24 protein-coding genes and 1 pseudogene are annotated in these 24,436 nt (G+C 63.9%); 13 read left to right on the plus strand and 12 right to left on the minus strand.

Translation table 11 applies throughout. The features are described 5' to 3' along the window. The coding region (locus tag A6V37_RS37600; RefSeq protein ID WP_279616181.1) for a DNA translocase FtsK at positions 1-964 on the plus strand (964 nt) is incomplete at its 5' end. Between the two features lie 117 nt (positions 965-1,081). Here A6V37_RS37600 and A6V37_RS37605 read toward each other — a convergent pair. Beyond that, on the minus strand, positions 1,082-2,293 hold the full coding sequence (locus tag A6V37_RS37605) for a lactonase family protein (RefSeq protein ID WP_064272209.1): 1,212 nt from the start codon (positions 2,291-2,293) through the stop codon (positions 1,082-1,084). A gap of 273 nt (positions 2,294-2,566) precedes the next feature. On the opposite strand from A6V37_RS37605, the gene A6V37_RS39800 reads away from it, so the two are divergent. After that, a complete protein-coding gene (locus A6V37_RS39800; RefSeq protein WP_075643627.1) occupies positions 2,567-2,719 on the plus strand; it encodes a DUF3096 domain-containing protein in 153 nt (50 codons plus the stop codon). Between the two features lie 101 nt (positions 2,720-2,820). Here the strand turns inward: A6V37_RS39800 and A6V37_RS37610 are convergent, their stop codons facing one another. Beyond that, on the minus strand, positions 2,821-3,066 hold the full coding sequence (locus A6V37_RS37610) for a hypothetical protein (RefSeq protein ID WP_064272211.1): 246 nt from the start codon (positions 3,064-3,066) through the stop codon (positions 2,821-2,823). A 231-nt stretch (positions 3,067-3,297) separates the two neighbouring features. Between A6V37_RS37610 and A6V37_RS37615 the strand changes: the two genes are divergently transcribed. Both A6V37_RS37615 and A6V37_RS37620 read left to right on the plus strand, forming a co-directional pair. Then, entirely contained in the window at positions 3,298-5,124 is a 1,827-nt protein-coding gene (locus A6V37_RS37615; RefSeq protein ID WP_064286910.1) for a glycoside hydrolase family 15 protein, read from the plus strand. 235 nt (positions 5,125-5,359) lie between these two features. Then, on the plus strand, positions 5,360-6,637 hold the full coding sequence (locus A6V37_RS37620) for a polyhydroxyalkanoate depolymerase (protein WP_064272214.1): 1,278 nt from the start codon (positions 5,360-5,362) through the stop codon (positions 6,635-6,637). A 67-nt stretch (positions 6,638-6,704) separates the two neighbouring features. On the opposite strand, the gene A6V37_RS37625 is transcribed toward A6V37_RS37620, so the two are convergent. Continuing rightward, the gene (locus A6V37_RS37625) at positions 6,705-7,337 is read right to left on the minus strand and encodes a TetR/AcrR family transcriptional regulator (RefSeq protein WP_064272359.1); all 633 of its coding nucleotides are present in this window, start codon (positions 7,335-7,337) and stop codon (positions 6,705-6,707) included. Positions 7,338-7,572: 235 nt separating this feature from the next. On the opposite strand from A6V37_RS37625, the pseudogene rsxB reads away from it, so the two are divergent. The 3 genes and pseudogenes from rsxB to A6V37_RS37640 all read left to right on the plus strand — a co-directional run bounded on the left by rsxB (position 7,573) and on the right by A6V37_RS37640 (position 9,659). Further along, positions 7,573-8,406: pseudogene (gene rsxB, locus A6V37_RS37630) on the plus strand (electron transport complex subunit RsxB). Between the two features lie 19 nt (positions 8,407-8,425). Further along, positions 8,426-9,070: an endonuclease III gene (gene nth / locus A6V37_RS37635; protein WP_064272215.1), complete on the plus strand. Its 645-nt coding sequence runs from the start codon at positions 8,426-8,428 to the stop codon at positions 9,068-9,070. 154 nt (positions 9,071-9,224) lie between these two features. Next, positions 9,225-9,659 carry a DUF1841 family protein gene (locus A6V37_RS37640; RefSeq protein ID WP_035551992.1) on the plus strand — a complete coding sequence of 145 codons (435 nt, stop codon included), beginning with the start codon at positions 9,225-9,227 and terminating at the stop codon, positions 9,657-9,659. A 133-nt stretch (positions 9,660-9,792) separates the two neighbouring features. Here the strand turns inward: A6V37_RS37640 and A6V37_RS37645 are convergent, their stop codons facing one another. Both A6V37_RS37645 and A6V37_RS37650 read right to left on the minus strand, forming a co-directional pair. Then, positions 9,793-10,176: a c-type cytochrome gene (locus A6V37_RS37645; protein WP_064286911.1), complete on the minus strand. Its 384-nt coding sequence runs from the start codon at positions 10,174-10,176 to the stop codon at positions 9,793-9,795. A gap of 58 nt (positions 10,177-10,234) precedes the next feature. Next, positions 10,235-10,603: a c-type cytochrome gene (locus A6V37_RS37650; RefSeq protein ID WP_064272217.1), complete on the minus strand. Its 369-nt coding sequence runs from the start codon at positions 10,601-10,603 to the stop codon at positions 10,235-10,237. Positions 10,604-10,961: 358 nt separating this feature from the next. Between A6V37_RS37650 and A6V37_RS37655 the strand changes: the two genes are divergently transcribed. The 5 genes from A6V37_RS37655 (at position 10,962) to A6V37_RS37675 (ending at position 16,301) form a co-directional block, all read left to right on the plus strand. Next, a complete protein-coding gene (locus tag A6V37_RS37655) occupies positions 10,962-11,804 on the plus strand; it encodes an AAA family ATPase (protein ID WP_064272218.1) in 843 nt (280 codons plus the stop codon). A gap of 48 nt (positions 11,805-11,852) precedes the next feature. Further along, complete coding sequence (locus A6V37_RS37660) at positions 11,853-13,028, plus strand: vWA domain-containing protein (protein ID WP_064272219.1); 1,176 nt, start codon at positions 11,853-11,855, stop codon at positions 13,026-13,028. A gap of 40 nt (positions 13,029-13,068) precedes the next feature. Further along, positions 13,069-14,298 carry a benzoate/H(+) symporter BenE family transporter gene (locus A6V37_RS37665; protein ID WP_064286912.1) on the plus strand — a complete coding sequence of 410 codons (1,230 nt, stop codon included), beginning with the start codon at positions 13,069-13,071 and terminating at the stop codon, positions 14,296-14,298. 277 nt (positions 14,299-14,575) lie between these two features. Then, positions 14,576-15,529: a transaldolase gene (tal, locus tag A6V37_RS37670; RefSeq protein WP_064272221.1), complete on the plus strand. Its 954-nt coding sequence runs from the start codon at positions 14,576-14,578 to the stop codon at positions 15,527-15,529. 355 nt (positions 15,530-15,884) lie between these two features. Further along, positions 15,885-16,301 carry a VOC family protein gene (locus A6V37_RS37675; protein ID WP_064272222.1) on the plus strand — a complete coding sequence of 139 codons (417 nt, stop codon included), beginning with the start codon at positions 15,885-15,887 and terminating at the stop codon, positions 16,299-16,301. 27 nt (positions 16,302-16,328) lie between these two features. Here A6V37_RS37675 and A6V37_RS37680 read toward each other — a convergent pair whose 3' ends face one another. From A6V37_RS37680 to A6V37_RS37705, 6 genes are all read right to left on the minus strand, one after another. Next, a complete protein-coding gene (locus A6V37_RS37680) occupies positions 16,329-17,453 on the minus strand; it encodes an FUSC family protein (RefSeq protein WP_207547702.1) in 1,125 nt (374 codons plus the stop codon). Positions 17,454-17,598: 145 nt separating this feature from the next. Further along, entirely contained in the window at positions 17,599-19,149 is a 1,551-nt protein-coding gene (mctP, locus tag A6V37_RS37685; protein ID WP_064286913.1) for a monocarboxylate uptake permease MctP, read from the minus strand. Beyond that, positions 19,149-19,388, minus strand: a complete 240-nt coding sequence (locus A6V37_RS37690; protein ID WP_064272225.1) for a DUF3311 domain-containing protein — start codon at positions 19,386-19,388, stop codon at positions 19,149-19,151. Before A6V37_RS37690 ends, mctP begins: the two co-directional genes overlap by 1 nt. Before the next feature lie 267 nt (positions 19,389-19,655). After that, positions 19,656-20,579, minus strand: coding sequence for a class I SAM-dependent methyltransferase (locus A6V37_RS37695; protein WP_064272227.1), 924 nt, complete (start codon positions 20,577-20,579; stop codon positions 19,656-19,658). After that, on the minus strand, positions 20,576-21,052 hold the full coding sequence (locus A6V37_RS37700; protein ID WP_064272229.1) for a DNA-deoxyinosine glycosylase: 477 nt from the start codon (positions 21,050-21,052) through the stop codon (positions 20,576-20,578). Before A6V37_RS37700 ends, A6V37_RS37695 begins: the two co-directional genes overlap by 4 nt. Next, complete coding sequence (locus A6V37_RS37705) at positions 21,052-21,735, minus strand: chorismate--pyruvate lyase family protein (RefSeq protein ID WP_064286914.1); 684 nt, start codon at positions 21,733-21,735, stop codon at positions 21,052-21,054. The genes A6V37_RS37700 and A6V37_RS37705 overlap by 1 nt, the downstream gene beginning before the upstream one ends. Positions 21,736-21,973: 238 nt before the next feature. Here A6V37_RS37705 and A6V37_RS37710 point away from each other — a divergent pair, with 238 nt between their 5' ends. Next, positions 21,974-22,480, plus strand: coding sequence for an OmpA family protein (locus A6V37_RS37710; protein ID WP_064272231.1), 507 nt, complete (start codon positions 21,974-21,976; stop codon positions 22,478-22,480). Positions 22,481-22,525: 45 nt separating this feature from the next. On the opposite strand, the gene A6V37_RS37715 is transcribed toward A6V37_RS37710, so the two are convergent. Then, entirely contained in the window at positions 22,526-24,331 is a 1,806-nt protein-coding gene (locus A6V37_RS37715) for a tetratricopeptide repeat protein (RefSeq protein ID WP_064272232.1), read from the minus strand. Between the last annotated feature and the right edge of the window lie 105 nt (positions 24,332-24,436).

The following is a 24,436-nucleotide window of genomic DNA, read 5'->3' on the forward strand; positions in this document are numbered from 1 at the left end:
CTACAAGGCGACCCCCGAAGAAGTGCGCCCCATCATGATCGACCCGAAGATGCTGGAACTGTCGGTCTACGAAGGCATTCCGCATCTGCTCGCGCCGGTCGTAACCGCCATGAAGCTGGCCGCCAACGCGCTGAACTGGGGCGTCGGCGAAATGGAAAAGCGCTACCGCCTGATGTCCGCGGTCGGGGTGCGCAATCTGGCCGGCTTCAACCAGAAGATCCGCGACACCGAAGCCAAGGGCAAGAAGCTCGGCAACCCGTTCTCGCTGACGCCGGAAGCGCCCGAGCCGCTCGCGCCGCTGCCGCTGATCGTGGTGGTGATCGACGAGCTGGCCGACCTGATGATGGTGGCCGGCAAGAAGATCGAAGAGCTGATCGCGCGGCTCGCACAGAAAGCGCGCGCCGCCGGCATCCATCTGATTCTGGCGACGCAGCGCCCCTCCGTGGACGTGATCACCGGCCTCATCAAGGCGAACATTCCGACGCGCGTGGCCTTCCAGGTGTCGTCGAAAATCGATTCGCGCACGATTCTCGATCAGATGGGCGCCGAGTCGCTGCTCGGCCAGGGCGACATGCTGTTCCTGCCGCCCGGCACGGGCTACCCGCAGCGCGTGCATGGCGCCTTCGTCGCCGACGAGGAAGTGCACCGGATCGTCGAGTATCTGAAACAGTTCGGCGAACCGCAATACGAGGAAGGCATTCTCGACGGCCCGGCCACCGATGGCGGCGCGGCGCAGGACCTGTTCGGCGAAGCGCCGGATGCGGAAGCCGATCCGCTTTACGACGAAGCCGTGGCCTTCGTGGTGCGCACGCGGCGCGCGTCGATCTCGTCGGTGCAACGGCAGTTGCGCATCGGCTATAACCGCGCGGCGCGTCTCGTCGAACAGATGGAAACCGCGGGCCTGGTGTCTCCCATGGGCATTAACGGCAGCCGTGAAGTGCTCGCGCCAGGGCCGGCTGAGTAAGCGGGCGCGGTGGCCGCGATCAAGGTCGATTCAACCGCAAAACAAAACGGGCCGCTCGATAAAGAGCGGCCCGTTTTCCATTGAGCGCGCGCCCGATGAGCCTATGGCGCTATGGCCTTATGGCGACGGTGAAACCAGCTTGAAGTCCACTGGCGAGCCGAGCTCGAAATGCTTCGGATTCGCTTCGAGCAGGCCGCTCTCCTGATCGCGCTTGAACACATAGACGGTATCGCTGTTCTGATTGCCGACGATCAGCCAGTTGCCGGTCGGATCGATCGCGAACTCACGCGGCGACTTGCCCAGGCTCGATTGATGCCCGATCTTCTTCAGATGCCCGTTGGCGGGATCGACCGAAAAAATCACAATGTCGTTCGCATCGCCGCGATTGGTGGCGTACAGGAAGCGCCCATCCGGCGACAGATGGAGGGCCGCCGCGCCCACCGAGCCCTTGAAGCCCGGCTCGGTCAGCGAGAGGGTCTGCACCTGCGTGAGCCTGCCGTCGTCATAGTTGAAGGTGCTGACCGTGGCGGCCAGTTCGCTCGTCAGGTAGGCGTGCTTGCCATCGGCGCCGAACACCAGATGGCGCGGCCCGCTGCCCGCCTTTTCCTGGGTATAGCGCCAGTCGGTCGGGCCGAACAGGCCGCGGCTGCCGTCCGGCGTGTAGCGGTACGCGTATAGCTTGTCGGCGCCGAGATCCTGCGCGAACAGATAGTGGCCGTCCGGCGAGAACACGGTGGAGTGAACGTGCGAGTTGTCCTGCCGTCCTTTCACCGGACCGCCGCCTTCATGATGCACCGTGAGCACCGACGTGCCCACCTGGCCGTCGGCCTGCAGCGGGAACACCGCGAAACTGCCACCCGGGTCGGCCGCCACCGAATAGTTCGCGGTCAGCAGATACTTGCCGTCCGGCGAAATTTTCAGGTAGCACGGATCGTTGCCGTCCGCGGAAACCTTGTTGAGGAAAGTCAGCTGGCCGCTCGCGGCGTCGAAGCGAAACGCGCTGATGCCGCCGCGCTGCGTGGCCGGGCCGTTGTCGCCGGGCAGTTCGTTGACCGCGTAGACGAAGCGGCGGTCGCGGCTGACCACGAGGTAGGACGGATTGACCGTCTGCGCAACCGATACGCGCGTCGCCTCACCGGTCTTCGTGTCGAAGCGGTAGACATACAGGCCTTCGCTTCTGGCGCCCGTATAAGTGCCAATCAGCATGTCATAAACTCCGTCGGCGGGGACCGGGCCGGAATCTTGCGCAAACGCATGCGAAGCAACAATCGAGACCATGAGCACGAAACCTTTTATGATCGAGCGGGCAGCGCGGTGACGACAAGGCATACGACCTCCTGGACACAGATTATCTGACTGAACTGGTTGTCACGGTGTCTCTGGTCTGCCGCGCATTGAGTCAAGCGTTTTTTCTTATCGGGGCAAGTATAAGAGCGTTGTGCCGGCGTTGTGTTGGCCTTGCGCCGGTGTTGTGCCGGTGTCGTGCCGATTGACGCAGCCAGTGCGGCTGGCGGCGGTTGGCTTGTGCAGCGCTGAATGGTTGGCCATTGTCCCGCTTCGCGGGACGTTTTTTTCAATCGCGTCCCCCTCTACGGAGTCTTCATGAACATCACACTCAGCCTGGGCCCGCTGGTTTCGCTGATCGCCGGCATTCTGATTCTTATCATGCCGCGCCTGTTGAGCTACATCGTCGCGCTCTATCTGATCATCATCGGGATCATCGGGATTATGGGCGTGGGGTCGTCACACTTCTGAAGCGTCTGGGCAGCAACCGGCCTGCGCGGTCCCGCCTGAAGCGGACCACGCACCGACCACACGTGAAGCAGGAATGAAGCGGGCGAAGCGCGCGCCGGCGCTCAGCCGTTCGAAAGCTGCTCGAGACGCCAGCGCCCCTGCAGCGACAACGCGCCGACCGCATAATGGCCGTCATCTTCCCGGTGATGCCGGAAGCAGGCCCGTTCGATCAGAAAGGTCGCGGCGGCCAGCATGCCGTTGCGGCTCAGGCCCAGCCGGCCATAATCTAGCGGCAACATCGAATCGTCGGCGAGCTCACTGGCTGCCGAGAGTATTGTGATGCAATCGGTTTTCGACGGGTTCAGCATAGCTTGAGTCCTCGGAAACGGCGTTTGCACACGCCATGGGCGCGGCTGGTTGACAATCCTGAAGGTGCCGCACAGCGGCAGGAAATCCGATTGTAGGCAGTGATTTAACCATTTACCAACCCGAAATTAACCACAATGCGGGATGAACCACATCGCATTGGGCGAGTCAGCTAAGAACAACGACCCCGCGCGTGGCGGCCGCCGCTGCGCGCCATACGGATCCAATCCTCCATGCCCGCACTCATCGAAGACTATGCGCTCATCGGCGACGGCCACACGGCCGCGCTCATCTCCCGCGAAGGTTCCGTCGACTGGCTCTGCTGGCCGCGCTTCGATTCCGGCGCCTGCTTCGCAGCCCTGCTCGGCACGCCCGCGAACGGCCGCTGGCTGATCTCGCCGGTCTCGGACACCGCGCCGGTCATCACCCGCCGTTACCGCGGCGAAACGCTGATCCTCGAAACCGATTTCGAGACCGCCGAGGGCGCCGTCACGCTGATCGACTTCATGCCGCCGGGCAACGGCTGGTCGGAGATGGTGCGGCTCGTGGTCGGCAAACGCGGCACGGTGCGCATGAAAATGGAGCTGGTGCTGCGCTTCGACTACGGTTTTTCGATTCCGTGGGTCGACCGCCTGGAACACGACAGCGGCATCAAGGCGATCGTCGGCCCGGACACCGCGGTGCTGCGCACCCCCGTCGAGTTGCGCGGCGAAGACATGAAGACGGTGGCCGACTTCACCGTCCGCGAGGGCGAGCGGGTGCCGTTTTCACTGGCCTATGCGGCCTCGCATCTGCGCATTCCGCCGGCACGCGATCCGCACACGTCGCTCGCGCGCACTGAGAACCACTGGCTGGAATGGTCGGCGCGCAGCACCGTGCAGGGACGCTGGGCCGAGCCGATCCGCCGCTCCCTGATCACGCTGAAGGCGCTCGCCTACGAGCCGACAGGCGGGATCGTCGCCGCGCCCACCACCTCCTTGCCGGAGCAGCTCGGCGGCACCCGCAATTGGGACTACCGCTACTGCTGGCTGCGCGACGCCACGATCACCCTGTTCGCGATGATGCGCGGCGGCTACTACGACGAAGCACGCGCGTGGCGCACCTGGCTCGGCCGCGTCATGGCCGGCGCGCCGGATCAGTTGCAGATCATGTATGGCCTCGCGGGCGAGCGGCGCTTGCCCGAGTTCGAAGTCGACTGGCTGCCGGGCTACCAGGACGCGAGGCCGGTGCGGATCGGTAACAACGCGGTCGGCCAGCGCCAGCTCGACGTCTACGGCGAAGTGATGAATGCGCTGCATCTCGCGCGCGTCGTCGGTCTGCAGGCGGACGACACCGCGTGGAACGTGCAGCGCGCGCTGCTTCGCCACCTCGATACGATCTGGCAGGAACCCGACGAAGGCATCTGGGAAACGCGCGGCGGCCGCCAGCACTTCACCTTCTCGAAGGTCATGGCGTGGGTCGCCTTCGACCGCGCCATCAAGTCGGCGGAACAGTTCCAGCTCGACGGCCCGCTCGACGAATGGCGCGCCACCCGCGCGGCCATTCACGCGGAGGTCTGCGAGAAGGCGTGGAATCCGGCGCTCAACGCGTTCTCGCAAAGCTACGGCAGCGACCAGCTCGACGCGAGCGTGCTGCTGATGCCGCTGGTCGCGTTCCTGCCGCCGCAGGATCCGCGCGTCAAAGGCACGGTGGCCGCGATCGAGAAAGACCTGATGCACGACGGCTTCGTGATGCGCTACCGCACCACCGAATACGACGACGGCCTGCCGCCCGGCGAAGGCACGTTTCTCGCGTGCTCGTTCTGGATGGTGGACAATCTCGCGTTGCAGGGGCGCATCGAGGAAGCCATCGGCATGTACGAACGGCTGCTCGCGCTATGCAACGATGTCGGTTTGCTTTCGGAAGAATACGATCCGGTTACACAGCGTCTGGTCGGCAACTTCCCGCAGGCGTTTTCGCATGTTGCGCTGGTGCACACGGGCCTGAACCTGATGAAACATGAGCAGGCCATGGCGCAGGCAGCCGGCCAACCGCCACATAACGGCATCAGGCAATCCTGACTTGAGGCTGCGGCAACCCCCGATAGCGGCGCGGCAACATCGCCGGTAGCATGATTTAATGACAGTTTTCGTGCGAGTCGTACGTAAAATTGCTGCATTGCACAAGTACGCTTTGTTCGATATGATCGTTCAGTCCATTGGCCGAAAATCAATGTACCCACAACCAATACGGCCTGCCGCAACGCTCCTCGCGTGATTGCGAAGCGCCATGCAAACCGCTTAACCCGGAGCACCCATGCTCTATCAATTTCACGAATTCCAGCGGGCGATGTTGAGCCCGCTTACCGCCTGGGCCCAGGCCGCCTCCAAATCGTTCGCGAATCCCGCCAGCCCTTTGGCTTACGTGCCGGGCGCCACGCGTCTATCAGCCGGCTACGAACTCCTGTACCGGCTTGGCAAAGATTACGAAAAGCCTGAGTTCAACCTGCATCAGATCGTCAAAGACGGGCATAACATCCCGATCATTGAACAGACCATTATCGAAAAGCCGTTTTGCCGCCTGATGCGCTTCAAGCGCTTCGCGGACGACAGCGACGCTGTTACCCAATTGAAAGACGAGCCGATCGTGCTGGTCTGCGCACCGTTGTCAGGACACCACGCCACGCTGTTGCGCGACACCGTGCGCACGTTGCTGCAAGACCACAAGGTGTATCTGACCGACTGGATCGACGCTCGCATGGTGCCGCTCGAAGCCGGCCAGTTTCATCTCGACGACTACGTCGCCTACATCCAGGAATTCATCCGCCATATCGGCGCGAAGAACCTGCACGTGATCTCGGTGTGCCAGCCCACCGTTCCGGTGCTCGCCGCCATTTCGTTGCTGGCGAGCCGCGGCGAAGACACGCCGCGCACCATGACGATGATGGGTGGCCCGATCGACGCGCGCAAGAGCCCGACCTCGGTCAACTCGCTTGCCACGCAGCACTCGTACGAGTGGTTCGAAAACAACGTGATTTTCACGGTGCCGCCGAATTATCCGGGCGTGGGCCGTAAGGTTTACCCGGGCTTTTTGCAGCACACCGGTTTCGTGGCAATGAATCCGGAGCGTCACGCGGCGTCGCACTGGGACTACTACCAGAGCCTGCTGCGCGGCGACGAAGACGACGCGGAAGCGCACCGCCGCTTCTACGACGAGTACAACGCCGTGCTCGACATGGACGCGGACTATTACCTCGACACGATCCGCGTGGTGTTCCAGGAATTCAGCCTGGCGGAAGGCACGTGGGACGTCGCCGGCGAACGGGTGAAGCCGCAGGACATCAGGAAGACGGCGCTCTTCACGATCGAAGGCGAGCTGGACGACATTTCCGGCGACGGCCAGACCTACGCCGCGCACGACCTGTGCACGGGCATTCCGGAGAGCGACAAGCGTCATTTCACCGCGGAAAAATGCGGCCACTACGGCATTTTCTCGGGACGCCGGTGGCGCACCATCATCTACCCGCAGCTGCGCGACTTCATCCTCGAGCACAACAAGGCGCCGAAGGTCGCGAAAGAAAAAGTCGAAGCCTGAGCACCCTGAGCACGATTGAAAAAACGGCCTCCTCGGAGGCCGTTTTTTGTTCAGGGCACTTACCGCTTCACTTGCGCAACAGGTACGCGAGCAGCAACTCGGTGTTCATCTGGATCACTTCACTGCGCTCGCCCGCGCTGCTGAAGTCGCGGCCAAGCGTGGCTTCGAGCGTAAAGCGGTTCGACACGATGTAGTAACCCATGCCGGAGAGCGTGACGTAGAAGCGCAGCGGATCGACATTGGTGCGAAACAGGCCCGCGCGTTGCCCTCGTTCGAGAATGCTGCCGAGCGTGGCGACGATGGGCGAGATCATTTCGCGGATGCGCGTCGATTTCGACATATAGCGTGCTTCATGCAGATTCTCGTTGTTCACGAGACGCAGCAGCTCAGGATGGTCGCGGTAGTAATCCCAAACAAAATGCGCGAGGCGCGTAATGGCCTCGACCGGTGCAATGCCATTGAGTTCGAGCGTGCGTTCCGCCTCGTTGAGCGCGCTGAATGCATGCTCGAGAACAGCGGTGAAAAGCTGCTCCTTGCTACCGAAGTAGTAGTAGAGCATGCGTTCATTCGTTTCCGCGCGACGGGCAATCTGATCGACGCGCGCGCCGAACAGCCCTCCATTTGCAAACTCTTCGGCCGCCGCGAGCAGAATGCGGCGCCGTGTGCCTTCAGGATCTCTTTTGATTTTCGGCTGATTCATGGTGGCATCGTCTTCGTGAGCCGCGTTATCCGGATCGCGCCGCCGGCCTCTCCTCGGGCCTTGCACCGACAGCACTGAACGGGCGCGCCATGGTTGGGGGACACCCTCCTGCGGTCTTTCGAAAAAGCGCTTCGATTATGGCACATGGATTGCGGATGGCAATTGGGGAAATCGGCGATAATGTGCTATTTAGTTCAAGCTGTTCGGCCGCAAGCCAAGCCCCAACGTCGTGACCGTGACAGAGACCAACACACTCGCAGACCGCATCGAAGATCTGCTTCCCCAGACGCAATGCACCAAGTGCGGTTACCCCGCATGCCGTCCCTATGCCGAAGCCGTGGCAAGCGGCGAGGCCAACTACAATCAATGCCCGCCGGGCGGCGCCGAAGGTGTTGCGCGTCTGGCCGCCCTGCTCGGCAAGCCGGTGATTCCGCTCAATTCCGCCAACGGCGTCGAACGGCCGCGCCCCGTGGCGGTTATCGACGAACAAGTTTGCATCGGCTGCACGTTGTGCATGCAGGCCTGTCCGGTCGATGCAATAGTTGGCGCACCGAAACAGATGCACACGGTGATCGCCGAACTCTGCACTGGCTGCGATCTGTGCGTGCCGCCCTGCCCGGTCGACTGCATTGCCATGCCGCCGGTCACCGGCGAGGCAACGGGTTGGGACGCATGGAGCCAAGCCCAGGCCGACGCCGCGCGCGCCCGGCATGACCGCCACTAAGCTCTTCTCACGCGCGACCGTTCGGCCGCCGACGCCCGTGCTGCAGCGCGGCGAGCCGGCATTCGTGCCGTCGACCAGCCAGCCGATGCAACGCCGGCCGGCGCCACACCGCCCACCACCGCCCCCGTTGCCGACGACGCCGAAGCGAAGAAACGCGCGATCATCCAGGCCGCGCTCGAACGTGCTCGCAAGAAGAAGGAAGAAATGGCGGCCAAGGGCGAGGGCCCGCTGAACACCGAGCGTGTCAGCGCCGACGTGCAGGCGCAAATCGACGCCGCCGAAGCACGCCGCCGCCGCCTCGGAGTCGCCCAAGACGATCCCGCCACGCCGTCCGACAAGCGCTAACCGCACCTTCACGCCCCGCATGAACGCGAACAAACGCCGCGCCATCTACGAGACGCTTCAGAGTCTCAACCCGCATCCGACCACCGAACTGGAGTACACCACTCCGTTCGAACTGCTGATTGCCGTGCTGCTGTCGGCCCAGGCCACCGACGTCTCCGTCAACAAGGCCATGCGCAAGATGTTCCCGGTTGCGAACACTCCGCAGCAGGTGTTCGATCTCGGTGAAGAAGGCGTGGCCGGCTACATCAAGACCATTGGCCTGTATCGCAACAAGGCGAAGAACGTTATCGCGACTTGCCGCATTCTGCTCGACCAGTACGGCGGCGAGGTGCCGGAAGACCGGGAAGCGCTCGAGAGCCTGCCGGGTGTCGGCCGGAAAACGGCGAACGTGATTCTGAACACCGCGTTCGGTCATCCGACCATCGCGGTGGATACGCACATCTTTCGGGTTGCGAATCGAACCGGTCTCGCCCCCGGCAAGGATGTTCGCGCGGTCGAATCGGCGCTGGAGAAATTCACGCCCGCCGAGTTCAAACAGGACGCGCACCACTGGCTGATCCTGCACGGGCGTTATGTGTGCAAGGCGCGCCGACCCGAATGCTGGCACTGCGTGATCGAGCCGCTGTGCGAGTTCCGTCCGAAAACGCCGCCGCCGGATTTATGAGCGTGGCGGGTCTGGACGGCGATGGCGGGCGTGCCGCCAGCGGCCCGCTCCGCCCCAGCGTAAAATGATGCCCTCTGTCCCGCCGCTTCCCGCGGCCGGCGGCGCACCCCAAGGCGCGCCAGCACACGCCCTACTCAACGCAACCGGTCTCACGATGTTCAATCCCAGCCGCGACGAAGTCCGCCTCTTTTTCACCGACACCTGGCGCAAGCAGCGTCAAGGCGAGATCCTGACGCCCCTTGAGGCAATCGCCGCCGACTGGATCGTCGAGCACCCCGAATACCACGCCGACCTGACCGACGGCGACGCCGCCCAGGCCCAGGACTATTCGCCCGAACGCGGCCAGACCAACCCGTTCCTGCATCTGTCGATGCATCTGGCGATCACCGAACAGCTGTCGATCGACCAGCCGCCCGGCATTCGCGCCGCACACGAGCGGCTCGCCGCCCGCCTCGGCTCGACTCACGAGGCTCAGCACGCCATCATGGACTGTCTCGGCGAAACCATCTGGGAAGCGCAGCGCACCGGAACGCCGCCGGATACGGACGCGTATCTGCAGCGCATCGAGCGGCGCGCCACGCGCGACTGACGGCAAGGCGGCCGGGACACACGCCCCCGAACGCCCCAAAAGCACAACACCCCGCCGAAGCGGGGTGTTATTCAATCTGAAAGCGCAATCTGCAAGCGCAATCTGAAAGCGGCGTGCAAAGCACGCGATTCGCTTACTTCTTCTGCACCAGATCGCCGTTCAGCGATTCGACGTAGGCTGCGATGTCTTTCATGTCGCTTTGCGACAGGCTTTGCACCTGCGCCTGCATGATCGCGTTGTTGCGGCCGAGGTGCGGGTTACCGTTGCCCATCTGATACTGGCGCAGCGCCCAGTACACGTAATCGGAGTGCTGACCGGCGAGCTTCGGATATTCCGGGCTGACCGGCTTGTTCAGATTGACGCCGTGGCAAGCCGCGCAGTTGTGGCTATCCGCCAGCACCTTGCCGTTGCCGGCGTCGGCGGCGTGCGCGACGATCGCTGCGACCAGACCGATCACTGCCGCCGACGCGCATGCAGCCTTGAACACCGTGTGGAGTGCCTGTTGGGGCTTATTCATGAATTCTCCTATCCCGCGAATTTAATTGCCGAGTGACTGGATGGATGATCGCAGCCGATCACTTGTCGGGATTGTTCTTCGAAGAGGAATTTTGCGCTGCGTAGTAGGCAGCGATGTCGGCGATATCCTGATCCGACAGCGACGCGGTGATGGCGCGCATCGTTTCGAAATGGCGGTCGCCCTTCTTGTAGCCGTGCAGGGCGTTTTCGAGGTACGCCTGATTCTGGCCGCCGAGCATCGGGACGCGGTAGACCTCAGGGTAAGCCGTGCGGTATTCAGGGATGCCGTGGCAGCCGATACACATCGCGACCTTGCCCTGGCCCGCCTTCGCGTTGCCAACGACATCCGCTGCCTGCGCACTGGCCGTATAGCCCGCGAGCACCGACAGCGCTGCGATCACGACATGTTTGCCAACGAATTTATTCATAGCATGTAACCTGGCTTGAGGGGAAACGGGCGACCAGAAAGGCAACGGCCCGCGCCGTTATTCTTATACGGTAGCCACGCAGGCAAAAAAATCGGGCTAATTGTACCGCGACGCCGCGCCGAACGTCCACAGCGCAAGGCAGGCGGCGCATCCGGCCGCCGCCGGGCCGCCGCATGTGGCCCAACCCGCCCGGAGCGCCCGCCCACCGGGCTCGCCGGGCAGGCGGGGCCGCCCGCCGGCGCCGCCTGGGGACTCGTTGCACCCGGCGACACCGCGGGTGACACCTTACGCGAGGCGGTTTCAGGCCAACAGGCCTTCTGACTTATACTGGGTTTTTTCCCAAAAAGAGCAGCTCGCCATGCGTTTCGAAGGCTCATCGCAGTACGTCGCCACCGACGACCTCAAGCTCGCGGTCAACGCCGCGATGACGCTCAAGCGCCCATTGCTGATCAAGGGTGAACCCGGCACGGGCAAGACCATGCTGGCCGAAGAAGTCGCCGCCGCGCTCGGCATGCCGCTCTTGCAGTGGCACATCAAGTCCACCACCAAGGCCCAGCAGGGCCTGTACGAGTACGACGCGGTGTCGCGCCTGCGCGATTCACAGCTCGGCGACGAGCGCGTCAAGGACATCCGCAATTACATCGTCAAGGGCGTGCTGTGGCAGGCATTCGAATCGGACCAGCAAACGGTGCTGCTGATCGACGAGATCGACAAGGCCGACATTGAATTCCCCAACGACCTGCTGCGCGAACTCGACCGCATGGAGTTCTATGTGTACGAGACGCACGAGCTGATCCGCGCGAAACACCGCCCGCTCGTCATCATCACGTCGAACAACGAGAAGGAGCTGCCCGACGCGTTCCTGCGCCGCTGCTTCTTCCACTACATCAAGTTTCCCGATCCGGTCACGATGCAGCAGATCGTCGAGGTGCACTACCCCGGCATCAAGAAGGACCTGCTCGCGGCCGCCATGCAGAGCTTTTTCGAGTTGCGCAACGTCGCCGGACTGAAGAAGAAGCCGTCCACCTCGGAACTGCTCGACTGGCTCAAGCTGCTGCTCGCCGAGGATATTCCGGCCGAAGCACTGCGCTCGTCCGATCAGAAGCAGATCATTCCGCCGCTGCACGGCGCACTGCTGAAAAACGAGCAGGACGTGAACCTGTTCGAGCGGCTGATTTTCATGAACCGCAACAACCGTTGATTAATCGTTGACTGAGCGCACCGGCCACCCGCCGCCCGAGGATCCAGCATGCTGATCGACTTCTTCTACTCGCTGCGCGCCGCCAAACTGCCGGTTTCGGTGAAGGAATACCTGACGCTGCTCGAAGCGCTCAAGGCGAACGTGATCGCGCCGTCGCTCGACGAGTTCTACTACCTCGCGCGCATCACGCTGATCAAGGACGAGCAGTACTTCGACAAGTTCGACCAGGCGTTCGGCGCGTATTTCAAAGGCGCCGCGCAAGCCTCGGAGCTGGCCTTCGACATTCCGCTCGACTGGCTGAAGAAAAAACTGCAGCGCGATCTGTCGCCGGAAGAAAAAGCGCAGATCGAAGCGATGGGCGGCCTCGACAAGCTCATGGAACGCCTGAAGGAACTGTTCGACGAACAGAAAGAGCGCCATGAAGGCGGCAACAAGTGGATCGGCACCGGCGGCACTTCGCCGTTCGGCAATGGCGGCTTTAACCCGGAAGGCGTGCGCATCGGCGGCGACTCGGCGGGCAACCGCACTGGTGTGAAGGTCTGGGAAGCCCGCGCCTATCGCGATTACGACGATCAGGTCGAAATCGGCACGCGCAACATCAAGATTGCGCTGCGCCGCCTGCGCCGTTTCGCCCGCGAAGGCGCCGCCGAAGAGCTCGACCTGCCCGACACGATCCGCAGCACGGCCGCGAACGCAGGCTGGCTCGACCTGAAGATGGTGCCGGAGCGCCACAACAAGGTGAAAGTGCTGATGCTGCTCGACGTGGGCGGCTCGATGGACGATCACATCAAGCGCACCGAGGAGCTCTTTTCCGCCGCCAAGGCCGAGTTCAAGCACCTCGAGTTCTACTACTTCCACAACTGCGTGTACGACTTCCTGTGGAAGAACAATCGCCGCCGTCACACCGAACGCATCCCGACGTGGGACGTGCTGCACAAATTCACGCCCGACTACAAGCTCATCTTCGTCGGCGACGCGACGATGAGCCCGTACGAAGTGCTGCAGCCGGGCGGCTCGGTGGAGTACAACAACGCCGAGGCCGGCGCCGTCTGGCTGCGCCGCCTCGCCGACCAGTTCCCCCACCACGCGTGGCTCAATCCGGAGCCGGAGGGCCTGTGGACGTACCGGCAGTCGGTCAGCGCGATCCGCGACGTGCTCGGCCACCGCATGTATCCGCTCACGCTCGCCGGCCTCGAAACCGCCATGCGCGCTTTGAGCAAATAGTCCGCACGCGCTTTACCTTCAACGACCAGCCAGTATCTGCATGAGCCCGTCCTCCTCGCCCGATTTGTCCCCCGCCGCTAAACCACCTGAACCGGCTGCACGCCTCAATCCGTTCGCCGACACCTCGCTGTCCGCCATCGTCGCCGGTTTCGTCGCGATGATGACGGGCTACACCAGTTCGCTCGTGTTGATGTTCCAGGCGGGCCAGGCGGCCCATCTGACCGATGCGCAGATTTCGTCCTGGATCTGGGCCCTGTCGATCGGCATGGCCGTCTGTACGATCGGCCTCTCGCTGCGGTTTCGCGCCCCGATCGTGATTGCGTGGTCGACGCCCGGCGCGGCGCTGCTGGTGTCGTCGCTGCCGCACGTGGCTTATAGCGAGGCAATCGGCGCGTTTATCGTCTGCGCGCTGCTGCTCACCCTCGTCGGCCTGACGGGCTGGTTCGATACGCTGATGAAGAGGATTCCGGCCGGGATCGCCTCGGCCTTGCTGGCGGGCATTCTGTTCGAGATCGGCATCGAGATTTTCCGCGCGGCGCAGTACCAGACCGCGCTCGTGCTGACCATGTTCTTCACCTATCTGATCGTCAAGCGGTTCGCACCCCGCTACGCGATTCTCACGACGCTGATCGTCGGCACTGCCGCCGCCGGCGGGCTCGGACTGCTCGATTTCAGCCGCTTTCACGTCGCGCTGGCGCATCCGGTGTTCACCATGCCGGCGTTCTCGGTGGCGGCCAGCATCAGCGTCGGCATTCCGCTCTTTGTCGTCGCCATGGCGTCGCAAAACGTGCCAGGCATCGCCGTGCTTCGCGCCTGCGGCTACACCACCCCGTCCGCGCCGCTGATTTCGACCACCGGCATCGCCTCGCTGCTGCTCGCGCCGTTCGGCTCGCACGGCATCAATCTTGCGGCGATCACCGCGGCGATCTGCACTGGCCATGAAGCCCACGAAAACCGCAACAAGCGTTACACCGCCGCGATGTGGTGCGGCATCTTCTATCTGATCGCCGGGACGTTCGGCGCGACCATCGCCGCGCTGTTCGCGGCCTTGCCGAAGGCGCTGGTGGTCTCCGTCGCGGCACTGGCGCTGTTCGGCTCGATCATGAGCGGCCTCACCAACGCCATGCAGGACTGGAAGCAGCGCGAGGCCGCACTGGTCACCTTCATGGTGACGGCGTCCGGCCTGACTCTGCTCTCCATCGGCTCGGCATTCTGGGGCCTGGTGGCGGGCCTGCTGACGCAACTGATGCTCACCGCCCGGCGAGGCTGAGCGTCCGCCGGGATGGCACCACGGCACAGCGCTTGCTGCGTATCCCTGAAACGGAAAATCGCGGCCCGAAATCCGCGTGAACGAATCGCCGGCGGCAAGTGTCATGACTGCATCAGGCAATCGGCCATAGAATAGAAGCATCCGGCAGCGCTTCCCGGCAACACGGCGGGCGGCGCTGCGGCGTGACCCGCGGCCGCCGGAGCTGGTTTGTCTGTCAGACCGGCGGCAATCTCATTTCTCCTGAACCACGGCGCACGCGCGCCCTGAAGGCCCGAACATGACAACCGCACTCGATCAACTCAAGCAATACACCACCGTCGTCGCCGACACCGGCGACTTCCAGCAGCTGGCCCAGTACAAGCCGCGGGACGCGACCACCAATCCGTCGCTGATCCTGAAGGCGGTGCAGAAAGACGACTACCGGCCACTGCTCGAAAAGACCGTGAAAGCGCATGCGTCGAAACCGGTTGGCGCAATCATCGACCAGTTGCTGATCGCATTCGGCACCGAAATCCTCAAGATCATTCCGGGCCGCGTGTCGACCGAAGTCGACGCACGCCTGTCGTTCAACGTCGAAGCCTCGATCGCCAAGGGGCGCGAACTGATCGCGCTGTATAAGGAGCACGGGATCGAGCGCGAACGCGTGCTGATCAAGCTGGCGTCCACGTGGGAAGGCATCCGCGCGGCGGAAGTGCTGCAGAAGGAAGGCATTCGCTGCAACATGACCCTGCTGTTCTCGCTCGCCCAGGCCGCTGCCTGTGCCGAAGCGGGCGCGCAACTGATTTCGCCGTTCGTCGGCCGCATTTACGACTGGTACAAGAAGAACGCCGGCAGCGCATGGGACGAAGCGAAAGACGGCGGCGCCAACGACCCAGGCGTCCAGTCGGTGCGCCGCATCTATGCTTACTACAAGAAGTTCGGCTACAAGACTGAGGTGATGGGCGCGAGCTTCCGCACGCCGGGCCAGATTCTGGAACTGGCGGGCTGCGATCTGCTGACCATCAGCCCGGATCTGCTGCAAAAATTGCAGGACAGCACCGACACGGTGGAGCGCAAGCTGTCGCCGGAAGGCTCCAAAGATGCGGCTATCGAACGCGTGCCGGTCGACGAAGCCTCGTTCCGCTTCCTCGTCAACGACGAAGCCATGGCGACCGAGAAGCTCGCGGAAGGTATCCGCGCATTCGCCGCCGACGCCGTCAAGCTGGAAAAGATGATCGAAGCGCTGCGTTAAGCGCCGCTCGGAAGGCGCAGGCCCTCGGTCGCTTTAGCTTGCGATTGCGTTGGCCGGCGCCCTGCCGCTTAGCAACCGAACGCGCGGCCCCGGACCTCACGGTTCTGGGCCGCGCGCCGTTTACCGGGTGTGTTGAGCGGATGCGCTTATCGGGTGCATTTACCGGCTGCGTTAAGCGGGTGCGCTGAGCACTGGTTGCCGGCGGTTGCATCTGCCGTGTGACAACCGCCGCTTCTCCCTACGACATATAGTCACAATTCCCTCGTACCGGACGCCTACAATCATTTGCACGCCAGCTCTCGTCGGCATTTCCGAGAGTTTTCGGCGCCGCTTACCCATATTCCGGGAGACGATCATGTACCTTCAGCCTTATGTCTTTTTCAATGGCCGTTGCGAAGAAGCGCTCGACTACTACACTGCCAAGCTCGGCGCCGAAGTGACCATGAAGATGCGCTTCAAGGACGCGCCGCCGGATCCGAATAACGCGCCGCGCCCCGGTCTCGAAGAGAAGATCATGCACGCCAGCGTGCGCATCGGCACCTCCGACTGGATGTGCTCGGACGGTCAGTGCGATCCCAAAGCGGGTTCGATGAACGGCTTCAGCCTGTCGCTCACCGCCGACGACGCTGCCGGCGCCGAGAAATACTTCAACGCGCTCGCCGACGGCGGCCAGATCATGATGCCGTTTCAGCCCACCTTCTGGAGCAAGGGCTTCGGCATGGTCGTGGACCGCTTCGGCCTCGCGTGGATGGTGACGGTACCGGAGGGCTAAAGGCGTTGAGGCGGCGCGACCCGCCGCCTAAACCTTCAGCACGGTCCGCGAATGCCGTTCGATGTTCCAGTTTGGTTCAATTTCCAGCAAGCGCTCGCGTAGCCGGTCCACCTGCTCGGCGAGCCGCTGTCCGAGCCAATACGGCCCCTGATATTCGGGCGGCAGTCTAAGCGCCGCGTCAACGTTCGCCTTGGCAAGCGGCGACGCGGCCGGAATGCCGAAATGCGTCGCACGGCCAAAGCGCAGTCCGCGCGCAATCGCTAGCAGAAGCGCGCGCACCGCGCGCACGTCGGGACCGCAATGCTCGGCATACGCGGCGCGGGCCGCGGCATCGGCCTGCATCAGCGGGCCAGTGGCGAGCAGTTCAAGCGCGCTGAGCACTGAGCGATGCAGTCGCTGAATCTCCTCGAGCTTCGACTGCGGCACATCGATTTCCTTCGCCACCGATGGCATCAGCGAGCGCAATTGCACCAGCCGCTTGTTGATCGCCAGGAAGTATTTCACCTGCTCTTCTTCGCTGATCGACTTGCCTTCCAGCAAGCGCGTGTAGATGCGCGCGCACTCGCGCAGATTGGCCGCAATCCCGTAGCGCCACGAATAGGTGGCGTGCAGCGGCAGCGCGAACGAAAACGCCAGCGCGATCACAATGCCGATCAGCACATTCAGCGTGCGCCACAGGCCGACGTCGATCTGGTTGTCGCCGTGACCCGCGACGATGCACATGGTAATGGCCGTCAACAGCCCGATGTAGCCGGATGAGCCGATCGCGAACCATGCGCAGATGCCCGCGATGATCGACATCAGCACATAGGTGAGCGGCAGCGACCCGGTCAGGCTTTGCAGCAGGATCAGCCCGAGCCCGAGCGACGCGCCGAGCAGCGTGCCCGCCGCCCGGTCGGCCGATTTCTTGCGGATGTTGCCGTGGTGCTGCAAGCCGCCGATCACCACCAGCAGCGTCACCGAAGACCAGATGCCGTGCGGAAGGTTGATGCCGGTGGTCGCCAGAATGGAAACCAGCATGGCCAGCCCGACACGCAGGCTGTGCAGCACTTTTGCGTGGCGATAGCGGTAATAAGGCGAGGTCACCGCGCGCACCATCCGGCTGAGCGCCGAGCGGCGTGGAATCAAGGTGCGGGAATGGGCGGAAGCCATGGCGGCGCGCTCGACGCGGTGAAGGACGATTCCGCTATCCTGCCCTGGAGTGCCTGCCAAGACAAACGCCCGCAAACTTTCGTCTGCGGGCGTCGTGTGTGACAACGTGCCGAAGCCGGTGAAACGGCCACCGGCAACGCGCTGCTTAGCTCTCGACCACGTCCAGATAGTCTTCCGGACGCGTGCGGTCTTCCGCGCGCTGCATGCCGGCTGCGCGCACCAGCAGGCTCACCACGATCGAAACCACCAGGTTCACGATCAGCGACCACACCGCCGCATAACCCGGAATCGCCATGCCGAACAGGTGGATCGTGAAGATCGAGCCGGCCAGCTTCAGCGAAATCGCCATCCACGTGCCGGTGGCAATGCCCGCTGCCCAGCCGGCCAGCAGGCCGCGGTAGTCGAGCACGCGCGTGTACAGACCCAGCACGATGGCCGGCAGCGTCTGGATGATCCAGATACCGCCCAGCAGCTGCAACTGGATCGCATACGTGAGCGGCAGGCCGAGAATGAACGCCACCGCGCCAACCTTGACGATCAGCGAGACCAGCTTCGCGACATTGGTCTCCTGCTCATGCGACATGTTGCGGTTGACGAACTCCTTGTGGATGTTGCGGGTGTACAGGTTCGCGGCCGCAATCGACATGATCGCCGCCGGCACCAGCGCGCCGATCCCGATTGCCGCGAACGCCACGCCGACGAACCACGACGGGAAGAAGTGCAGGAACAGTGCCGGCACCGCGAAGTTCGGGCCGAACGCCTTGAAGTACGGCGCGAATTCCGGCATGTCCTTCACGCCCGAGGCGAGCGCCATGAAGCCGAGCAGCGCGAGCAGGCCGAGCACCAGCGAATAGGCCGGCAGCATCGCCATATTGCGGCGGATCGTATTGCCCGAATTGGACGACAGCACCGCCGTGATCGAGTGTGGATACAGGAACAGCGCGAGCGCCGAACCCACCGCCAGTGTCGCGTAGGCACTGTAGCCGTTCAGGCTCGACACGTCCGGCGCCTTCAGCAGCAGCTTGGCCGGTGGCACCGCGCTGAAGATGTGGCCGAAGCCGCCCAGTTGCGGCGGAATGACGATGATCGCTGCAAAGATCGTCACGTAGATGAGGATGTCCTTGACCACCGCGATCATGGCCGGTGCGCGCAGACCCGACGTGTACGTGTAGGCCGCGAGGATCGCGAATGCGATGATCAGCGGCAGATCGCCGACGAAACCCTTCGTGTCGAAGCCGAGCGCGCCGAGCACCACTTCGATACCGACCAGCTGCAGCGCGATGTACGGCATGGTCGCGACGATGCCGGTCACGGCCACTGCCAGCGCGAGCACCCGGCTGCCATAGCGCGCCGAGACGAAGTCAGCCGAGGTCACGTAGCCCTGGCGTTTGGCGATGCTCCACAGCTTCGGAAACACCACGAACGCGAACGGATAGATCAGGATCGTGTAAGGCAGCGCGAAGAAACCCGTTGCGCCCGCACCGAACACCAGAGCCGGCACGGCGATGAAGGTGTACGCGGTGTACAGATCCCCGCCGAGCAGAAACCACGTGACGATGGTGCCAAACCGGCGGCCGCCGAGGCCCCACTCTTCCAGATGGGCGAGATCGCCGCGCCGCCAGTGGGCCGCGACAAAGCCGAGAATCGTGACGCCGATGAAAAATAGCACGAAGACAAAGGTTGCGATGGCATTCATTAGCGTGCGCCCCCTTGTGAACGGCCGTTGGAACGGGTCTTGGTCTTGAAGTACACGAGCGCCGTGATAACCGCGCTGATCAGCACCCACAGGAGCTGGTACCAGTAGAAGAACGGAAAGTCGAACAGCACCGGTTCGACCTTGTTGTATGACGGCACCCAGATCATTGCGATCCAGGGCAACAGCAGCAACCAGAGCCAGCGTTTGCTGGCCTTGTTCGCGTCGGCGTCGTGAGCCATGACGTCTCCTCTTCCCTATTATTGAAATGTTGGTCCGTGTTCGACGGGTGGTGAACCCCGCAGCGGTTGGCCGCCCCGCGGTTGGCCGCTCCGCAGATGGCCACGGGCGCCCCGAAAGCTTCGAAAGAGTATAGGAGCCGCGAACATGCGGTCAAGCAGGGACGACCCCAGCACGATCGTGCTTTGCGGGCCGGCATGGGCGTTGGGCCCATGCAGAGATGGCGATCGGACCGACTTGGCGCGGCCCGACCGCTCAGCTGGTGAGGCTTAAACCGAAAACGACACGCCGTTCTGGCCGGTCGATTCCTGCAGTCCTTTGATCCACTTGCGCGCCGGCAAGCCGAGCTGCGCTTCGATCAGCTTCGCGCGTGCCTGCAGCGCCGTGAACGGCACGTCGAGCGCCGGCCCCGAAAATGCAATCGCGATACGGTTGCCGTCGTGCACTTCCGGCAACGCGACCACGCGGCCGTCGAAGGCTTCGTTCAGACGCTTCATGTTGCGCACGAAGCTCGGGTGATCGCCGAACAGGTTCACCGTCACCACGCCCGCGTCGGTCAGGCAGGCGCGCGCCGCACGGTAGAAGGCGACGCTGTCGAGCACTGGGCCACGCGCTGTGGCGTCATAGACGTCGATCTGCAAGGCGCCGATCGTGCCGTGATTGGCGCGGTCGTTGACGAAGTCCCATGCGTCTGTCTCGTGCACGGTCAGACGGGCGTCGTCGTGCGGCAGTTCGAACATCGTGCGCGCTGCCACCACGACCGCCGGATTCACTTCCACCGCCTCGACCCTGGCGCGCTTCAGGAAGCGGTGCGCGAACTTGGTCAAGGCCGCCGCGCCCAGGCCGAGCTGGACGATGCGCTTGGGCGTTTCGAGGAACAGCAGCCAGGCCATCATCTGCTGCGCATATTCGAGTTCGATGTGATCCGGCTTGCGCAGACGCATGGCGCCTTGCACCCACTCCGTGCCGAAATGCAGAAAGCGCACGCCGCCCTCTTCGGAGAACGTCACCGGTGCGAAACGCGGCTTGCGCGGCGCTTCGATTTGCGGTGCGTCGTGCAGATCGTCTTCACGCGAGGCGCGCTTCGGGGTGCGCTTGGCTTGACGCGTTTTCTGTTTGCCGCCGGCGGTGTCGGCGTCACGATTGCGGAAGGCACGCGCTTCAGCGGATGCGCGTTTGATCAATTGAGTCATGTGAGGATGTCGCGCCAGAGACGCAATTTTTGGTCGAACGAGAGCATAGCATTCGCGGGACTCGACGAAGGCAGCACAAGGGTGGCGTAGCCCGCCGCGCCGATCACCTCGGCGAACCGCCCCGCCGTTTTCCCGTTGAAGCACACTTTCTTCAGCAGCGGCGCATGCTCGCGCAACGATGCAAAGTCATTCGGCGTCGCGTTGCGGATCGCCGAATCGAGACTGCCCTCGCGATGACACGCGGCGAGCACGTCCCACACGCCGATGCCATGCGTCAGCACACGTTCGAGCCGAAGCTCATAGGCGAGCTCATGCAGTTGAGGTTCATCGAGCACCGTCCCCAGCAGCTTCCAGAACTGGTTGCGCGGATGCGCGTAGTACTGCGTCGCGGCGAGCGACGCTTCCCCAGGAAAGCTGCCCAGAATCAGTGTATGCGTATGCGCGGCGGTAACGGGCGGAAAGCCGCGCAGCATCAGCGGCTCCACTCGCCGGGAGTACGCGCCGCGGGATGCGAGCGCGACGCAGTGTGCTCGAGCGGACGGCCGTGTTCGCGCACGCGCGGATGCGCGGACGGCGCGCCCGCTCCGCGCGCGCCGGACAGCAGCGCCAGATGCGCCCACAGCGCCGGCAGCATGCACTCCGTCACCATCAGCGGCGCGCCGCGACGCTCGAACACCGTGCGGCGCGCGACCAGCGCGTGCGGCGGCCGCGCGGCGATTTCACGCGCGGCCAGGTGATAAAGCGGGTGCCGCGCGGTCAACCTGCGGCTCACCAGCGCCGAACGCGCCACACTGCTGTCGCTATACAGCAGTTCGGCCAGCGGCCGCGTGCGCAAGCGCCGCATGGCCTGCCACACGCCCACGCTCGCCGCCAGCGGCGCGACACTATGAGCCGCCACGAACGGCACGCCGCCGACCGACAACACCACTTCCCGAACCCACACCGGCGCTCGCGGCGCGAGACCCAGCGCGGCGGACTCGTCGGCCCACGGCAAATCGACGCCTTCGCGCGTGACACGCACGGCGACCGCGCCCAACGCGCGCAGATGCGCGGTCAGCGAACCGCCACGGGTCAGCCAGTCTTTCTGGTCGGCGCTGAAGCCGGGTAAGGGAGTGACGCGCCAGTGGGCGTCGGCGGCATCGAAACGGATAGACATGGTGTCGGATTATAACGGCGCGGCCGTCGGAGGATTCCCCACCCTGCCAGCACTTTTTCCTAGCGGACTCCGTCAATTTCCTCGCGGGCGCGAAGCAGGCCCCTGGTCCCGTGATTTCAGAGTGCTCCGATTCTCCGCTGCTCACATCGCGCGATAAAACCTTCGTGCTTCGCCAAGCCGGCCGCTCGCGACCGAAGAGCGGGCCAAGTGAATCGACAACAAAGGAGAACACACGAAGATGAACACATTCCTGAGCACAACCGCCTGCGCACTGTCGCTCCTGCTGATGGCAGGCTGCGCGGCGCCGCTGAATCGCGACACCGAGACTTCGTTGAACAAGGCCGTGGGCATCGAAGTCGCGCCCGTTGCCAACGGGGTCGCGGTCAAGCTGCCCGAAACCGCCCTGTTCGACTTCAACAAGTCCGACGTGCGCGGCGATGCAACCGCGGTCATCGATCGTTCGGCTGTGCTGCTCAACCGCAGCAAGAAGCCGATCGTCGTCGAGGGCTATACCGACAACGTCGGCACGCTCGAATACAACCAGCAACTCTCCGAATCTCGCGCAACCGCGGTAGGTTACGCGCTCGTCGCGCGCAGCGTGGCAATGGACCGCATTCGCACGAAGGGCAACGCCTATAACAACCCGGTGGCGAGCAACGACACGCCCGAAGGGCGCGCGTTGAATCGCCGCACGGAAATCGTCGTGCGAGGCGAGACGATGGATACGCTGATGGGCAAGCAATAAACGCCGGCCATCTCAAACCGCGTTTTCAGGCAAACCCGGGCGCGTTTATCGTGTGCCGGGTGCCAGCATCCTCCCCAGCCGCGCCGCAACCCGCTCGACAACCGGCGCCCACGCCCCCGGCCGCGGCTGCCGGAACAACTCGACAGTGTCGTACCAGGGCTGCGCCTCCGCATTGCCCCAGGACCAGTGCGATACGTGATCAAGCATAGCCAGTACACGGTGCCCTAGCGCGCCGCCGAGATGCAAAGGCGCACTGTCGATCGTCACCAGCGCATCCAGTGCCGTCAGATGAGCCGCTACGTCGTCGAAACCGGCCTCGTAGCCGCCGCTCAGGTCGCACACGCGATAGCCCTGCGCCGTGAGCGCCGCCACATCGGCACGGCGGCCAGGCGTGAGTGGATGGAATACCACGTCCGGCAACGCGAGCAGCGGCGCCAGCGCCGCCAGCGGAATCGACCGCCTGGCATCGCGCCGGTGTGTCGGACTGCCGGACCACACGAGGCCGACGTGCCGCTGCGCCTTCGGCGCACACGCGCCGACCCGTTCGCGCCATGCCGCCACCTTCATCGCGTCGGCCCGAAGATACGCCGCGCCACGCACGTGCTCCGGCTGGAGACCGAGCACGAGCGGCAGGCTCATCATCGGCAATCCATAGTCGGGCGCGCCGAGCGGGCCATCTTCAATCGACACGCAATCCGCGTAGATGCGCTCGAACAGCGCCCGCAACGGACGACGCACGGCGAGCACCAGCCTGCCGCCTTCGTCGCGCACGCGGACGGCCAGTTGCGCCACGAAGCGAACCATCTGGATGTCGTCGCCGCTACCCTGCTCGCTATGCACGACCAGGGTCTTGCCGGCGAGCGCTTCACCACGCCAGCGCGGACACAAACGCGACATCACGCTGACGACGTTGTTCTGTTCGCGGTCCTCGCGCGCAAGGCGTGCCTCGAAGCGCGGCCAGGCGCTCGTCCAGGCGCCGCGCCGTAACTCCAGGTCTGCCAGATCGACCGCGGCCTGCACCGCGGACGAATCGATGTCGAGTGACGCACGCAACACCGCTTCGCTCTCCTCGTAGCGCGCCTGCTCGCCGAGATACAGGCCAATGGCCGCCAGCAGGTCGGCACGGCCGGGCGTGATGGCGTCCACCGCACGCATGGTCGTCTCCGCCGCCGCGGCGGCGTCGCGCTGCCATTGCGCGTGACTGAGCTGCCACGCCATTTCGGCGTCCGCCGGATGGTGCGCGAGCCATTCGCGGCACACGCGCTCCACCGTGAACCAATCGCCAATCTCACGAAATGCCAGCGCGAGTTGCAACGGCAAGGCGGAATCGATCGCGGGGTTCAGCGCATAGGCCCGCAGCAGGGCCGCGCGACGTTCGGCGCGCGCCTTCTCATCGGGTAGCGCCACCAGCGCAATCGACAACCACCACGGCGCCCTTGCGTCTTGCGGCGCCTGCCGCTCGTAAGCGCGCAACAGGTGCGCGGCGGCCGAATGCGCGCCGCATCGATCGATCAGCCAGACGGCCCACTTCGCCGTTGCCTCGAGCGGTTGCGCAGCCACCGCCAGCTCGCTTTCGTGGCGCGCGGTATCTGTGTCGCCGAGCGCGTCGGCAAAGAGCGCAAGCCGTGCATGGCGTGCTCCGTTTGTGCAGGCACTCGCCTGCGATGCGCTGTGATACGCCGCCTCGAAACGTTTCGCGCTCGCGCATAGGTCGGCGTGCAATTGCGGCGTGACACCCGCTTCAGCCAATTCGAGCGCGCGCCGCACGGCGGCATCAAGACCTTGATCGCGCAGGATCGACCACAGCATGTGAACTGCATCGGCGGGCACTGCCAGATTGGATTCGGACATGGGAAGCCTTTACGCCTCCAGATTTGAAACGCGCGAGCATAAGATATCGTCGCGCCGTTGCATCTCATAAACCGATCATGATTGGCGCCTGCAGATTTAATTTGG

It is taken from the genome of Paraburkholderia ginsengiterrae (assembly GCF_001645125.1).
Taxonomy (GTDB): Bacteria; Pseudomonadota; Gammaproteobacteria; order Burkholderiales; family Burkholderiaceae; genus Paraburkholderia; species Paraburkholderia ginsengiterrae.

Excerpts from the sequence above, each read along its gene's own strand:
- A6V37_RS37645 (WP_064286911.1), bottom strand. The coding sequence starts at position 10,176 with ATGAATAAGCCCCAACAGGCACTCCACACGGTGTTCAAGGCTGCATGC.
- A6V37_RS37695 (WP_064272227.1), bottom strand. The coding sequence starts at position 20,579 with ATGACTCAATTGATCAAACGCGCATCCGCTGAAGCGCGTGCCTTCCGC.
- A6V37_RS37715 (WP_064272232.1), bottom strand. The coding sequence starts at position 24,331 with ATGTCCGAATCCAATCTGGCAGTGCCCGCCGATGCAGTTCACATGCTG.
- A6V37_RS37640 (WP_035551992.1), top strand. The coding sequence starts at position 9,225 with ATGTTCAATCCCAGCCGCGACGAAGTCCGCCTCTTTTTCACCGACACC.
- A6V37_RS37620 (WP_064272214.1), top strand. The coding sequence starts at position 5,360 with ATGCTCTATCAATTTCACGAATTCCAGCGGGCGATGTTGAGCCCGCTT.
- A6V37_RS37615 (WP_064286910.1), top strand. The coding sequence starts at position 3,298 with ATGCCCGCACTCATCGAAGACTATGCGCTCATCGGCGACGGCCACACG.
- A6V37_RS37625 (WP_064272359.1), bottom strand. The coding sequence starts at position 7,337 with ATGAATCAGCCGAAAATCAAAAGAGATCCTGAAGGCACACGGCGCCGC.
- A6V37_RS37700 (WP_064272229.1), bottom strand. The coding sequence starts at position 21,052 with ATGCTGCGCGGCTTTCCGCCCGTTACCGCCGCGCATACGCATACACTG.
- A6V37_RS37665 (WP_064286912.1), top strand. The coding sequence starts at position 13,069 with ATGAGCCCGTCCTCCTCGCCCGATTTGTCCCCCGCCGCTAAACCACCT.
- A6V37_RS37690 (WP_064272225.1), bottom strand. The coding sequence starts at position 19,388 with ATGGCTCACGACGCCGACGCGAACAAGGCCAGCAAACGCTGGCTCTGG.
- A6V37_RS37705 (WP_064286914.1), bottom strand. The coding sequence starts at position 21,735 with ATGTCTATCCGTTTCGATGCCGCCGACGCCCACTGGCGCGTCACTCCC.
- A6V37_RS37610 (WP_064272211.1), bottom strand. The coding sequence starts at position 3,066 with ATGCTGAACCCGTCGAAAACCGATTGCATCACAATACTCTCGGCAGCC.
- A6V37_RS37680 (WP_207547702.1), bottom strand. The coding sequence starts at position 17,453 with ATGGCTTCCGCCCATTCCCGCACCTTGATTCCACGCCGCTCGGCGCTC.
- A6V37_RS37710 (WP_064272231.1), top strand. The coding sequence starts at position 21,974 with ATGAACACATTCCTGAGCACAACCGCCTGCGCACTGTCGCTCCTGCTG.
- nth (WP_064272215.1), top strand. The coding sequence starts at position 8,426 with ATGAACGCGAACAAACGCCGCGCCATCTACGAGACGCTTCAGAGTCTC.
- A6V37_RS37660 (WP_064272219.1), top strand. The coding sequence starts at position 11,853 with ATGCTGATCGACTTCTTCTACTCGCTGCGCGCCGCCAAACTGCCGGTT.
- A6V37_RS39800 (WP_075643627.1), top strand. The coding sequence starts at position 2,567 with ATGAACATCACACTCAGCCTGGGCCCGCTGGTTTCGCTGATCGCCGGC.
- tal (WP_064272221.1), top strand. The coding sequence starts at position 14,576 with ATGACAACCGCACTCGATCAACTCAAGCAATACACCACCGTCGTCGCC.
- mctP (WP_064286913.1), bottom strand. The coding sequence starts at position 19,149 with ATGAATGCCATCGCAACCTTTGTCTTCGTGCTATTTTTCATCGGCGTC.
- A6V37_RS37605 (WP_064272209.1), bottom strand. The coding sequence starts at position 2,293 with ATGCCTTGTCGTCACCGCGCTGCCCGCTCGATCATAAAAGGTTTCGTG.
- A6V37_RS37655 (WP_064272218.1), top strand. The coding sequence starts at position 10,962 with ATGCGTTTCGAAGGCTCATCGCAGTACGTCGCCACCGACGACCTCAAG.
- A6V37_RS37650 (WP_064272217.1), bottom strand. The coding sequence starts at position 10,603 with ATGAATAAATTCGTTGGCAAACATGTCGTGATCGCAGCGCTGTCGGTG.
- A6V37_RS37675 (WP_064272222.1), top strand. The coding sequence starts at position 15,885 with ATGTACCTTCAGCCTTATGTCTTTTTCAATGGCCGTTGCGAAGAAGCG.